The following is a 13,819-nucleotide window of genomic DNA, read 5'->3' as shown; positions in this document are numbered from 1 at the left end:
TTCCTTTCGCGTCTGCGCCCCCCTCAAAAGCGCAGCTCGCCGGTTTTCCTCTCCACCACCTGAATATAACGACGGTCTATAATCTGCGCGGCAACAGCCTCTAAATAAGGGGACAGCGGGCTGTCCGCATCCATTTCCGGAACCTGCTCCCGCAGCAGGCGGCAGACGGCCCCAGTGGCCTCGCCGCATTCGGCGCCGTCCATGCAGTGCAGTGCCTGTCCGTCGCAGATAAGCTCGGCCGCCAGAATATACTTGGCCAGATGCATGGCGTCATACGCCTTTTTCGCGGCGTTATAGCCCATGCTGATATAGTCCTCCTGATTTGCGCAGGTGGTCAGATTATCCACTACCGCCGGATGGGCCAGAATGCGAAGCTCCCCCTGCAATCCTGCTGCGGCATACTGTATCATCATCAGACCGTTGTTGTAGTCGGCATTTTTATTCAAAAACGCCGGAAGCTCGCTCACCAAATGGTTCAGCATACGGTCAATCCGGCTATTGCTCATCTTGCACAAATCAGTGATTGCAATTGTCAGCGCATCGGACGCCAGCCCCACATAGCTTCCGTCCGCATTGCAGCCCATCAGGGCTATGGCATCCTCCTCCTCAAAAATGAGCGGGTTATCCACCGAGGAATTTAGCTCTATGTCCATTGTCTCCAGTCCGTCTTTCACGGCCTTTTTCACGGCCCCGTGAAGCTGGGGCATACAACGGATGGACAGTGCATCCTGCACACGATGGCCCTGAAAGCGGGCAAGAATGGGGCTGTCCTTTAAGATTGCGCGAATGTTGCAGGCAGTGTTGATCTGATCGGGATGAGGGCGGACGTTCATAATTCGCGCATCCATCGCCATCAAGGTTCCTTTAAGCACTTCCAGCGAAAAGGAGCCGGAGATATCGGCGGTCAGACATAGGGTCTTCGCGTCGTACATGGCCAGCGCGCCGAACGCCGTAACAGATGTGGTGCCGGACAGCAGCGTCAGCCCCTCCTTTGACGAAAGCGTCACAGGCTTGAGTCCCGCTCTTTGCAAGGCCTCCCCCCCGTCCAGCAGCTCCCCCTGATACCATGCCCAGCCCTGACCAATCATCACCATTCCGATGTGGCCTTCCAGCGTCAGATACCCTACGGAGCCATGCCCCGGAACCCGAGGCGTAACGCCGGCGTTGAGCATATCTCGGATCAGGCACAGTGTCTCAAGACGAATGCCCGTGTGACCGGAGCCAAAGTGCGCCAGCATGACCGCCATCATCGCCCGGACGCACTCCTCCGGAATCGGCTCTCCCACGGCGCAGGTATGGGCATAAATATGGTTGCGCTGGATGATTGTGCGGCCCTCCTCGGGTATAAACTTTTTCCAGTTGTCCCCCAGTCCGGTGGTCAAGCCGTAAATTGCCTTCTCCTCCCTGCCGAAGCGATCCACATGCGCGCGGCAGCGGTTCACCCGCGCTTCAAATTCTTCAGAAAACGCAGCCCGCGCACAGCCCCGGGCAATATTCACGATGTCGTCCACCGTGACAGTCTCGCCAAATACAACTGAATTCATCAATTTTTCCTTTCTGCTTACAGCACCCGGCTCACCTGATTTCCATCCGCCGCAATGGGGATATAGCGCACCCGCTCCCCCATTTTCATCTCTCCGAAAAAGGCGATATAATAAGGACGGTATATGGAACGCATGGAGTCCAACTCCGCAAAGGCCACCTTGCCAATCTGGCGGCGAATCATCCGCAGCGCGGGCCGCTTTGCGGCAGTAAAAATTTTTTCATCCGCATATTCTGTTTTCTGCACGGCATTTTCGCTCTCCACCTCAACCGCGCAGGTTTTCAGCGGGTCCTCTGCATAGCTGACCGTACAGCGCGTGCCCTCCACAATCATTCTGATTTTCTGCACAGTAGGGCCATGTGTTTTGTCCTTGCCAAGCCATCGCATCAGGGGCGCGGGCTGATAATGAAGGTTTAAAATAACCTCCCTGCTTTCCAGATACAGGAGCTTGAGCGTAATATCCTTGCCGCCGTACATAACCTTGCCAAACACATTACCGCCGCCGCGGGCGACCCGCAGTGCTTCGGCCTCGCTCATGGTTTTAGGCGTAGCTGTAATTTTCATAACCACAATTTCCTTTCACCCAGATCACGCAAAATATTCACAGAGCTGCGTCTGATTCACGAAGTTCTCCGCTATCATATCGCCCACACAATTGCTAGGAAAGGCAAATCCATACGGATTTGCCTTTCCGGGCAGTTCCGCCCATGATGAACTATAAGCCTCAATTACTTTTTCACGCTCTTATTGCTATTTTTGAGACTTTTGTGGAAAGAAAACACCTCAAACAGATACCGGCCAAAAATCAACGTGGTCATCGTTGCCGCAATCAGGGGCGCCATCCACCCGATAATCCAATCCACACGGTTCAGGATTCCGAAGGTATAGATGCTAGCCAGTCCGGCGTAAAGCAGGCACAGCGCACCGTCCACGCCAAACCACTCAACCTTAATTTCCCTTTTGTACTCCTCGGGGTCGATCACGCTGATGTCGACAGTTTCCCCAATCCCGGTTCCGCCTGCGGCCTGATAGCCGTGATTCAGCTCTTTGCCAAAGCAATTGCCGATCAGGAAGGCCACCAGGGACAGGGGCAGCGCCACAAGGCTCGCGTCAATATCCCCGCCCAGAGCCGCAATGCTGACAGGGTAGCGTGAGAATAATATCCACGCGCCGCCGCCGACAAACATGGAAGCCAGTCCCGCCGCGTTGGTCTTTTTGCCTTCGTACATAATGGCCATCAGCACAGGAACAAACAAAACAGACATACTGAGGCTGGTAACAAAAATCATTGCGTCATAAATCAGGGCAAACCGGAACGCAACGGAAAGTCCGATGATACCAAAAATCACGCAGGCAACACGACTGATGAAAATGGACTGACGGTCGCTCAGCGGTGTCTTGCGGAAAGGATTGATAATGTCATTCGCCACAATCTCTCCGCCAATCAGATAGTAGGTATCCACGGTTGAGATAATCGCGCCCATCATGCCGAAGATAAAAAGGCCCCGCAGTACGCCCGGCAGACCGCTGAGCACAAGGGTGATGTAAGCCACCTCGGGCTGTACGGTCAAGGCCGGATCCATGGCCCGGATCACAATGGCTGTAAACATCAGGCACACGTCCATACTCATCCAGATGGAGAAGCACGTCAGCATTGCGCGCTTTCCGGTCTTGGGTCCGTTGGAAGCCGTAAACCGCTGATAAAATGCGGGATCCTTATAAACGTTGATACAGATAAGGATCAGCATAATCGCTTTTCCCGTGGTGATTCCGCCAAGCGGCGTCATCAGGCTGGGATCCGTTGCGTTGAGGATGCTCTCCACACCCGCAAAGCCCCCCATATCAAAAAACACCTTGGGGAATACCATCGCTACCGACATAATCATGAAGAAGAAAAAAATCATATCAGTGATGGCAACACCCATCAGTCCGCCAACGCAGGTCAGCAGGATAGAGATGACAATGATGACGGCTGCCGCCACAAATTTGTTTGCCCCCCATGCCGCAACGCCGACATAACCGGTAGCGCCGATTTCAGAGATGGACAGGCAGCTGACAATCAGTACGATTGCGCCCAGAAGGGAAGCAATGCGGCCATAGAAACGATCCAGCAGCTCTGTCATTGTGGAGTTGACCTTCACCGAGATTCTCGGCGCCACCCACAGCGCCAGAGGGAAGCGAACAAGGTGCGCGCCGATGGACCAGATAAAAAACGCCGCAAGGCCCATTGTGGTGGCATAGCCGACGGTTCCGATGGTTCCGTTTCCTCCGTACCACGATGCCGCAATCGTGCCCACTGCTAGCGACCACGGCAGAGATTTGTTCGCGTGGTAGTAGCTCTCCATATCCTTGCTTTCCTTGCCCATGGCATTGCTGATCAAGAAAACGCCGATGACACAAATGATAATGGTAATGTTGTCAATTGTTGTTAACATAGTTCCCTCCTGCATTTTTCTAGTGTCATTTGATCGTACATTGCGGAGTTTACATCGCTTCTTCACACACAGCGGCACAGCGTCAATTCTCAGGCCACTCCTCCCGGCGGCTCCACAATCCGCGCGGCGGGAAAAAGAACGGGAGCACTGTACCGCGTTAGTTGATTGACATTGTAATAACAAACCGTGGAAAAATCGTTGAACTGATTCATCGCGCGCATTTTATTGGGGTTTACGGTTTGAGCCTTACAGCCATTGTTCTTGAGCGGATGGAAATTCAACGATTATTGGACTGATTTGTGTTAGACTGCATTTACATCTAACATATTTCGGCGTATCGCGCGCATATCCCTTGGGCGCGTCCAACGCCAATTTTGGAGGAATACGTATGAATCGAACCTTGCTGCTGAATGGAACAAACCTCACACTCGAAAGACTTTTCGACGTTGTATATCTAAGAAGGCGCGTTGAAATTGACCCCGCAATTCTTCCCGGGCTCCACGCGTGCCGTCAGGTTCTCTTCGATCTGGCCGCCAGCGGGACGCCAGTTTACGGGCTGAATCACGGCGTAGGCTGGAACAAGGACCGCGAATTCAGCCCGGAATTTTTTGAGCAGTACAACAGAAACCTGATTAACAGCCACTCTCTGGGAATTGCTCCCTATTGCAGTGTGGAAGAGGTTCGGGCCATGCTGTGCATCCGCCTGAATACGGCGCTGTGCTGCCGGACGGGGATTTCCCCTGAGATTTTGACGATGTATCAGGAATTTCTAAATCGTGGAATCCATCCCCGTGTCCTGCGCCGGGGCGCCGTGGGCGAGGGGGATGTAAGTACGCTTCCCCTGATCGGCCAGACAATTATCGGGCTGGGCGAGGCCGAATATTGCGGGAAAGTTGTCCCCTCCATCGAAGCGCTGCGCGCCGAGGGAATGAAGCCCGCCGTGCTTGGCCCGAAAGACGGTCTTTCCATTGCTTCCTCCAACGCACAGGGGGAATCTCTGGCGGCGCTGCTGGTGAAAGAAACACAGGATATTTTAAAGCTGGGAAATGCCATCTACTGCATGAGTCTGGAGGGACTGAACGGCGGTCTTCAGCCTCTGGGGAGCCTTGTAAACGAGCTTCGGGGGCTGGAGGGGCAAATTTGCTGTGCCGCCGACTGCCGGCGGTATCTTAAAGGAAGCTATCTTGCTCAGCCCGACCCAAATCGCGCCTTGCAGGACCCCCTGAGCTACCGATGCGGAGCGGCCGTTCACGGCGCGGTCTGGGACGCACTGGAGTTTGTAAAAAAGTATTTGGTAATTCAAATTAACCACACAGACGACAACCCCTGCATTCTTACAGAAGAGGGGACGACTTCCGTCAGCCCAAATTTTGAAACCACCACGTTGTCCTTAGGCGTGGATATGCTGGCGGCGGCTCTGTGCCATATGTCCCGCAACATTGTTAACCGTTTGCTGAAAATTGTGGACCCGTCGTTTACGGGTCTTCCCCGTTTCCTGACGCCCCACGAGGTCAAAACCATCGGCTACTCCACGATTCAAAAGAGCTTTGCCGCGCTGGACGCGGAAAACCGCTGGCTTTCAAATACCTGTTCTACCGATTTTACGCCTTTTGCGGGAGGAATCGAAGATCATGCCAGCAACCTGCCGCTGGCCGCCACGCGCACCCTTCAAATTGTGGACAACCTGCGCTATATGCTTGGTATCGAGGCCATGCACGCCGCTCAGGCCACAGATATGCGCGGCGGCGTGACGCTGGGCAAAGTCTCGGGTGCGGTGAAAGCCCGGCTCCGTGAAACAATTCCATACCTAAGCGAAGACCGCAATCTCAGTCTGGACCTCGCGGCCGCATACGAATGCATCCGCAGCGGAGATTTGCTGCGGGCGCTGGAGTCCGCCGACTCGTGATAATTCTGGCACGGAAAGGAAGAGAGCATCATGACCATCACGGTTCACCTCAACCATGAGCCACGCATGTTCGACGTTGATTCGCACGAAACTCTGCTGCACCTGCTTCGGGAAAAAGCCCGACTCACGGGTACCAAATGCGGCTGCGACCTGGGAGAATGCGGGGCCTGCACAGTCATTTTGGACGACAGAGCGGTCAACTCCTGCTGCGTGCTGGCGGAGCAGGTAAATGGCCGCAGGGTAGTAACAATTGAAGGCTTGGGAACAGCGGCCTCCCCTCACCCGCTTCAACAGGCGTTTGTGGATACCGGCGCCATCCAGTGCGGCTTCTGCACGCCCGGAATGATTCTTTCCGCAGCGGCTCTGCTGAACCGAAATCTCAGTCCAAGCAAAGCTGAAATTCAAAAAGCGCTGTCAGGCAACCTCTGCCGCTGCACCGGCTATACCAAAATAATCGAGGCAGTAGAGCTGGCAGCAGCGCGCATGAGGGAGGATGGAAATTGACATGGAGAACCGATTTCACGTGTTAAACCGCTCCATTCCACGTCTTGAATCCATGGAAAAGGCCACTGGGGCAATTACATATACGGCAGATCTCAGCATCCCGGGTGCAGCGGCAGCAGTGATCATCCGCAGCCCCTATTCCAGCGCGCAGGTGGTGGAGATCGACTGCTCGGAAGCAGAAAAAGTTCCCGGATTTCTGGGTTGCCTCCTCCCTCCCGAGATTCCGGACGTCCTGTATAACCCCTCCGGAAATCCTCCTTCAGCACTGCTGCTGGAGGACACCCGAATTTTAACAAAACATCCAAAATACATTGGGGACCGGATTATGTGCGTTGCCGGAGAAACCGCAGAATCCTGCCGGGCCGCCGCGCAAAAGGTCCGTATTAAATACGAGACGGAAAAGCCTCTCCTCACCTTGAAAACGGCTATGGAGGACGGAGCGCGGGCAATTCAGCCGCATCTGTCCAGCGACAATATTGTAAAGCACCGAAGCGTCTTTCAGGGAAGTTCCGATGAAAAAGGCCAAACCGTGCTCTCCGGCCATTTCTCAACACCCGCCATGCAGCATGTCCCCATTGAACCAACCTGCTGCATCTGCGATTACAGCGATGGAAAAAATCTGACCATATTCAGCAACTCTCAAACCGTCTTTCAGGAGCGCAGAATTCTCACCGAAATTTTGGGAGTGAATGAAAACGATGTCCGGTTTATCAAGCCCGCGGTAGGGGGCGGCTTTGGCGCGCGCCAGCAGCTCCACGCACAGCCGGTAATTGCCCTGATGTCAAAAAAGCTCCGCCGCCCGGTAAAGCTGGTCTACACCCGAGAGGAGGAGCTGACTGCCACAGCCGCGCGCCTTGGAACCGAAATCGACATTGAAATCGGAGCCGACCAAGACGGCACCTTGCGGTACTTCCGGGCATATTATCTTGCCAATATCGGCCCGTATACCGTCCACGGACCTACCATCGTGGCCGGGGCGAGCCGCAAAATTCAATACCGGATTCCCAATTACTTTTTTGACGGATACAGCGTCCTGACAAACGACATCTGCGGAGGCGCTTTTCGCGGTTACGGCAACACGCAGCTTACCTTCGGGCGGGAAATTATGATAGATCGAATGGCGAAGCGTCTGGGGATAGATCCGCTGGAATTTCGGCTGAAAAACCATGTCAGGGTGGGAGAGCATTTTCCGTGTGTTGATGCACCGGTCACAAGCTGCGCCATTGAAGAATGCGCCCACAGGGCTATGGAAATTCGTCTCCGCATTGATGCGCAGGAAGGGCTGACTGTGGACGGCGAGGTGCGTCAGGCGTGGGGCGTGGCGTTTGCCTGCCATGGCTCCGGTCCTTCGTCCAGAGAGGGTATGAGCTCTGCCATCGTAATGCTGAATGACGACGGAACCGCGCGGATTCTGGTAGGCTCTGCCGATATTGGTCAGGGAAGTGAGACAATGCTCAGCCAGATCGCGGCGGAAACGCTGGGACTTTCCCTGCGCGACATACGCATCAAAGCGGCAGACACGCTGCTCACGCCTTACGACACGGGAACCTTTGCCAGCAGCCAGACCTTTGTCTGTGGAAACGCCGTTGCAATGGCCTGCCGCGACGCCCGGGCAAAGCTTTTGGCCCAGCTCAGGGAAACGGACTCTGAAGCTGAAATCGTTGAAGAGGACACAGGCTTCCGCCTGAAATCCGGGGACACATCCAAGCATCTCAGCGTTCAGCAGGCTGTGCGCCAAATTTCCTTCAACCAACACGGCGGCGTAATCATAGGTACCGGTTCCTATAAAGCGCAGGCCAGCCCCAGCCCATTTGTCGTGTGCATGGCAAAGGTCGAATACCGTCCGAGGTTAAACTCAATCCGACTGCTTCACGTCATCGAGGCGGCAGATGTTGGTACGCCCATCAACCGCATGACGGTAGAAGGTCAGTTGGAGGGTGGAATTGCCCAGGGAATCGGTTACGCGCTTTTTGAACGCATTGAGCGGAATTCCCGTGCGCAAAAGACAATCTCCACCGACCTGACGCACTATCGCATACCGCAAGCCGGAGATATGCCCCGCACTCACGTTGTAATCGCCGACAGCTATGAGCCCACCGGCCCCCACGGGGCGAAAAGCGTGGGCGAGGTGTCAACCGTTCCGGTGGCGCCGGCCATTATGAATGCTGTCAACAATGCGGCACAGACGGAAATCGGCACTTTGCCGCTGTGCGACCGATTTGTCATTCTGCCTTGCGGCACGGAAGGAGGAGGCCTTTCATGAATTACTTTCCCACTTCCCTTTCGCAGGCTGTGGCCTATTCGGACGCCGCTTTTGCGGGCGGCTGCACCGACCTGATGCCACTATTTAAAAATCAGGTACGCGACGATGCAAACCTCATCTTTCTTTCACAGATTCCTTCCCTGCGCGACATACGCGAGGATGGAGACCGCATCAGCGTTGGGGCAGCGGCTATTCTGACGGACGTGGCTGAGTCCACCCTGATTCTAAGCCGGCTTCCCGCTCTCGCTCAGGCAGCGGCCTCCGTGGCCTCCTTGCAGATACGGAATATCGCAACCATGGGCGGCAATATCATGCAGGATCGCCGCTGCATTTACTTTAATCAAAGCGCCGGATGGCGCAGCGCGCTTCCGGCCTGCTTCAAAACCGGCGGCGGCGTATGTCACCAGATTCCAAATTCCCCTGTATGCAGGGCAATTTATTACTCCGATATTGCCACCGCATTATTGATTTACGACGCGCAGGCAGAATATTGGGAAAACGGTGCGCTTCAATGTGCACCCCTCCAAGAATTGCTTCACCGCCACTGTCAGGCCAACGGCCTGGCCTGCCGCAATCATCTGAAAATCCTGATAACCCGCTTTCTCATTGATAAGCCCCTCCGGGGAGAGCGCAGCGGATTTTACAAATATGCAATGCGCACCAGTATCGACTTTCCGCTGATTAACTTTGCGCTTCGCTGCGGCGGGCCCCGCCCGCCAAAGCTGGTAAGCGGCGCAGTCGCGCCGGAGCCGGTGGTTTTAGAGAAAACCGCCGCACTTCTGGAAAATTCGATGGCGGACGATGAGATTCTCGCCGCTTGTCAGGCGGAGTTAAAATCGCTGGCACTGCCCATCGTGGAGGCGTGTATTTCCCCGGCGCGTAAACGTGACTTATATACGCAGTTGTTTCCTTTGCTCTCCCTGCGCAAGGAATGTCCGGAAGCGCCGAAGCTGTGAATCACCCGCTCCCACAGCTTCCTGCGGAAAAGCGCCCCGCCGTCTATTAGTCGGCGGGGCACTTTTGCTCCCAGTTGTATTTTATAGTCCCTCGCAGTTGCTGGAAACTGACGTTAAATACACTTCGCCCGGCGGCCAAATGACCACCGGGCGAAAAATATTTTAGGAGTATACGGAACGATTCCCTGATATCTCAAGCCATTTCCCCTCAGGAGAAACGCGCTTACTTCTTGAAGCTGTCCTTCAAACTGACGCTGCGGTTAAACACCAGGCGTCCCGGCGCGGAATCCTTGTTGTCAAGGCAGAAATAGCCCAGCCGCATGAACTGGAAGTTGGCGGGCGCAGCGGCGCCTTCCAACTCCGCCTCCACCTTGCAGCCCCGCAAAATCTCCAGCGAGGCAGGATTCACATAGTCCATAAAATTCTTGTCCGCGCCGTCGGGGTCCGCGTCGGTAAACAGGTTGTCGTACAACCGCACCTCCGCGTCCACGGCGGTGGCGGCGTCCACCCAATGAATCGTCGCCCCCTTAACCTTCCGCCCGTCGGCGGGGTCGCCGCCTCGGCTGTCGGGGTCGTATTCGCACAGAACCTCAGTAACATTGCCGTTTTCATCCAAAACGCAGCCGGTACAGGTCACAAGATACGCGCCCTTTAAGCGCACCTCGTTGCCCGGATACAGGCGCTTGTACTTGGGGGCGGGCTCTTCCATGAAATCGTCCGCCTCAATATACACCGTCCTTGAAAAAGGCACCTCCCGGGTCCCGGCCTCCGGGTCCACGGGGTTGTTCTCTACCGTAAGGGTTTCCTGCTTGTCTTCCGGATAGTTGGTAACGGTTAGCTTCAAGGGCCGCAGTACCGCCATGGTCCGCCGGGCAGTTTCATTCAAATCCTCCCGCAGACAGTGCTCCAAAAAGCCGTATTCCACCACACTGGCGGCCTTTGCAACGCCAATGCGTTCGCAGAAGCTGCGGACGGCCCGGGGCGTATACCCCCTGCGGCGCAAGCCGCACAGGGTGGGCATCCGGGGATCGTCCCATCCGGAAACCACGCCCTCCTCCACAAGGGTGCGCAGCTTTCGCTTGCTCATCACCGTGTGGTCGATCCCCAGCCGGGCAAACTCGATCTGCCGGGGCTTTGCGGGCAGGTCGCAGTGTTCCACCACCCAGTTGTACAGCGGGCGGTGGGCCTCAAACTCCAAAGAGCACAGCGAGTGGGTAATCCCCTCCAGCGCATCCTGAATGGGGTGGGCAAAATCGTACATGGGATAGATGCACCATTTGTCCCCCTGCCGGTGGTGGCGCATGTGGTTGATGCGGTAAAGCGCCGGGTCCCGCATATTGAAGTTGCCGCTGGCAAGGTCAATTTTGGCCCGCAGGGTCATGCGTCCGTTTTCAAACTCACCGCGGCGCATTCTTTCAAACAAGTCCAGACTTTCCTCGATAGGCCTGTCCCGCCAGGGACTGCGGGCGGGCACACCAATTTCGCCCCGATATTTCCTGAATTCTTCGGGGCTCAGTTCGCAGACATAGGCCAGGCCCTTTCGGATCAAGCTCTGCGCCTGACGGTAATCCTCTTCAAAATAGTCGGACCCATAGTAAAAGCGGTCGCCCCAGTCAAAGCCAAGCCAATGGATGTCCTCCTTGATGGCGTCTACATACTCCTCATCCTCTTTGGTGGGATTGGTGTCGTCCATCCGCAGGTTGCACAGGCCGCCGTATTTTTCCGCCATTCCAAAGTCAATGGTCAGCGCCTTACAGTGGCCGATGTGCAGATATCCGTTGGGCTCGGGGGGAAAGCGGGTGTGAACCGTCATCCCGGCGTATTGTCCGCCGGGGGCGATGTCCTCCTCGATAAACGTCTGGATAAAATTGCGGCTCTCCGGCGTCTCAGACTCCGGAATCTTGCGTTCCTCTGCCATGTTGCGTTTCCTTCCTTCCTGTGGCGCTCTTTTGCTTTGATCGATAATCAGAAGTCCATTATACAAACTTCGCCCGGAAAAAGCAAGAGAAACGCTCACCAAAGGAATCGGCAGAAGGCGGCGCCGATTTTGCCGCGCACGGACACACCCGCTCTCCCATCAGCAAATCAACCAATCCTCTGTCACATCCTTCAGCGCCACCGGCGTCACGGCGCAGCGAAGCAGCAGCTCCGCCAGCCGCCATACCCTGTCGCCGGACACTGCCAGTCCATGTACGCGGCTCCGCTCGTCTCCCCGAATAATTTCCACTCCATAGCCGCCCAAAAGCTTGTCCGTACTCTCCAACAGGTAATAAAACGTTTTTTCTCCCAGCACCTCAGTCTCCCCGATAAACACTCTGCGCAACCGCGATCCCTCCCATTTTTGACAAACTGCCAGTGAAAACCCAGCCCTGCTCCCAAATTATGCCGGATGGAAGTCGATACACCAGCCATTCTACCACACCTTTGTGTCGAATTTTGTCGAATTATGGAATATAGTTGTTTGAATGCAAAAAATATCGAAATTTGAAAATTGTTTTTTGTGTAGATTGTACAAATTTGGAATGTACAGCATTCATTTTTTTCATTTTCCGATTTTCAAGGTCGTTGCTCTCCGCTCAGAAGGCTCAACAGCTCCTCCCTGCTGTACAGCAGGTTCAGCGCCTCCAGCATAGCGGAGACGGACAGGTGCTCCGGCAGCGCCAGTCGCCGCAGCAGTATCCGGCGCTTCTCTCCGCTGTCCTGCCCTCCGGTAAGACCCAGCCCATAGAGGTCGGCCTTTGTCAGGGGCTTTCCCGCAGACGCGGGGGCGTTTTCTCCCTCAAAGGTGGCTCCCGCCCGCTCCAGCACGTCCAAAAGCACCTCCGGGCGCATTCCCTCCACGCCCAGCTTCCCCTCTTTTCCGGCCTTGCGCTTGCGGCGCTCCTTGCCGTATAAATCCGGGATATACGCCTGCTTCACCAGATCCTTCGGCAAAGCGCCCTTGAGATAATTGCGGATGACAAAGCCCGCGCCGTCGCTGTCCGTCAGCACGATCAGCCCTCTCTCCTCTGCAAGACGGCGAAGGAGCGCAAGCTGCTCCTTGTCGTTGAAAACGGCAAAGCCTCCCACTGGGAACACGGCGGCGTCCACCGTCTGACGAAGGGTGTTTTTGTCGTAGCGGCCTTCCACCACAATCACTTCCCGCACCTTTCTCATCGCTTCTGCGCCCCCAGACGCACCAGTAACAGCTTCAGCTCTCCCGCGCTGTCCACGCCCTTTTCGCTCTTCATCCGCCTGTCCAGCACCTGACACTCCTTTACCGCCCGCGCGCACCAAGCCGTCGTGGTCTTTTTCGCGGCGGACAGCAAAAGCCGCACGGGATAGTCCGACTTGTAGCCCCACAGGCTCATCAGCCAGTATTTGTCCTTCCCACTGTCTAAGGATAGTCTGGCGGTGTAAATCCGCCTAAGCTGCGCGCCCAGCATTCCAAGAATCAAAATCGGCTCGGTCTGCATTTTCAAAAGATCCCCCAGAATCCGGGCCGCCTCATCGTAATTCCCCGCCAGCACCGCGTCGGACAGCTTAAATACCTCCGCCGACAGCACCGGGTCCGCCACTGCGTCGATGTCCTTCTCCGTGACGTTCTTTCCCCTCGCATAAGCGCCGATTTTGGCAATCTCCGGGACAAGACCGGTCATCAGTGGACCGCAGAGGAAGATGAGATACTCCGCTGTCTGCCGGTCGATTTCCTTGCCCAGCGCCCGAAACCGCCGGGCAATCCATGCCGTTAAATCACTGCTCTCCGCCTGACGGAACTCTACCGCCCGGGCATGCTCCGCAAGCGCAGCGCACAGCTTTTTCATGGTTTTGTTGGGCTTATAATCCAAGGTGTCATAGGAAAAAACCACGCAGCAATAGGATGGAACGTCCTCCAAAAACGAAATCAGCCGTTCCCGCTGGTCTTCGCCCAGCTTGAAAATATCGAAATCGCTCACCTGAAGCAGCGTCCGCTCCGTCATCATGGGCATCGCCTCCGCCATTTCGGAAAGGGCCTGCACTGTCAGCTCTTTCCCCTCCAGCCGGTGGTAGTTGAACTCCTCAAAGCCTTGCGGAATCAGCTTCTTGCGCAGCTCCCCCAGATAGTATTCCCGGAGGTACGCCTCCTCTCCGTAGAAGATGTAAACGCTGCCCGCCGTTCCGGCGGACAAATCCTCCTTCAGCTTTTGAAACGCCTTGTTTTCTCTGGGCTTCGCCGTTTGATAAGCCATGTTC

General features: G+C 55.6%; 11 protein-coding genes. 4 read left to right on the top strand and 7 right to left on the bottom strand.

Features of this window, described 5'->3' with window-relative positions; genetic code table 11:
• Window positions 1-23: 23 nt before the first annotated feature.
• The 3 genes from RTU96_RS09805 to RTU96_RS09795 all read right to left on the bottom strand — a co-directional run bounded on the left by RTU96_RS09805 (window position 24) and on the right by RTU96_RS09795 (window position 3,978).
• Complete coding sequence (locus RTU96_RS09805; RefSeq protein ID WP_312636409.1) at window positions 24-1,544, bottom strand: aromatic amino acid ammonia-lyase; 1,521 nt, start codon at window positions 1,542-1,544, stop codon at window positions 24-26.
• A gap of 17 nt (window positions 1,545-1,561) precedes the next feature.
• Window positions 1,562-2,107, bottom strand: a complete 546-nt coding sequence (locus RTU96_RS09800) for a hypothetical protein (RefSeq protein WP_312636408.1) — start codon at window positions 2,105-2,107, stop codon at window positions 1,562-1,564.
• Window positions 2,108-2,271: 164 nt separating this feature from the next.
• Window positions 2,272-3,978: a sodium:solute symporter family protein gene (locus tag RTU96_RS09795; RefSeq protein WP_312636407.1), complete on the bottom strand. Its 1,707-nt coding sequence runs from the start codon at window positions 3,976-3,978 to the stop codon at window positions 2,272-2,274.
• A gap of 388 nt (window positions 3,979-4,366) precedes the next feature.
• Between RTU96_RS09795 and RTU96_RS09790 the strand changes: the two genes are divergently transcribed.
• From RTU96_RS09790 to RTU96_RS09775, 4 genes are read left to right on the top strand one after another with little or no spacing between them, the layout of a single operon-like run.
• Window positions 4,367-5,884, top strand: coding sequence for an aromatic amino acid ammonia-lyase (locus RTU96_RS09790; protein ID WP_312636406.1), 1,518 nt, complete (start codon window positions 4,367-4,369; stop codon window positions 5,882-5,884).
• Window positions 5,885-5,914: 30 nt separating this feature from the next.
• Window positions 5,915-6,388, top strand: coding sequence for a 2Fe-2S iron-sulfur cluster-binding protein (locus tag RTU96_RS09785; protein ID WP_312636405.1), 474 nt, complete (start codon window positions 5,915-5,917; stop codon window positions 6,386-6,388).
• A 1-nt stretch (window position 6,389) separates the two neighbouring features.
• The gene (locus RTU96_RS09780) at window positions 6,390-8,651 is read left to right on the top strand and encodes a xanthine dehydrogenase family protein molybdopterin-binding subunit (RefSeq protein WP_312636404.1); all 2,262 of its coding nucleotides are present in this window, start codon (window positions 6,390-6,392) and stop codon (window positions 8,649-8,651) included.
• On the top strand, window positions 8,648-9,607 hold the full coding sequence (locus RTU96_RS09775) for an FAD binding domain-containing protein (RefSeq protein WP_312636403.1): 960 nt from the start codon (window positions 8,648-8,650) through the stop codon (window positions 9,605-9,607). The genes RTU96_RS09780 and RTU96_RS09775 overlap by 4 nt, the downstream gene beginning before the upstream one ends.
• 223 nt (window positions 9,608-9,830) lie before the next feature.
• Here the strand turns inward: RTU96_RS09775 and RTU96_RS09770 are convergent, their stop codons facing one another.
• From RTU96_RS09770 to holA, 4 genes are all read right to left on the bottom strand, one after another.
• On the bottom strand, window positions 9,831-11,525 hold the full coding sequence (locus RTU96_RS09770) for a glutamine--tRNA ligase/YqeY domain fusion protein (protein WP_312636402.1): 1,695 nt from the start codon (window positions 11,523-11,525) through the stop codon (window positions 9,831-9,833).
• Window positions 11,526-11,684: 159 nt separating this feature from the next.
• Window positions 11,685-11,921 carry a DUF6514 family protein gene (locus tag RTU96_RS09765; RefSeq protein WP_293009749.1) on the bottom strand — a complete coding sequence of 79 codons (237 nt, stop codon included), beginning with the start codon at window positions 11,919-11,921 and terminating at the stop codon, window positions 11,685-11,687.
• Window positions 11,922-12,163: 242 nt separating this feature from the next.
• Window positions 12,164-12,763: a DUF4093 domain-containing protein gene (locus RTU96_RS09760; protein ID WP_312636400.1), complete on the bottom strand. Its 600-nt coding sequence runs from the start codon at window positions 12,761-12,763 to the stop codon at window positions 12,164-12,166.
• Window positions 12,760-13,815 (bottom strand): DNA polymerase III subunit delta, encoded by a 1,056-nt coding sequence (gene holA, locus RTU96_RS09755; protein WP_312636399.1) that lies wholly within the window; start codon window positions 13,813-13,815, stop codon window positions 12,760-12,762. Before holA ends, RTU96_RS09760 begins: the two co-directional genes overlap by 4 nt.
• Window positions 13,816-13,819 lie beyond the last annotated feature (4 nt).

This window comes from Oscillibacter sp., from assembly GCF_032018205.1.
GTDB lineage: Bacteria > Bacillota > Clostridia > Oscillospirales > Oscillospiraceae > Oscillibacter.
This window is presented reverse-complemented; position numbering and strand designations above follow the sequence as displayed.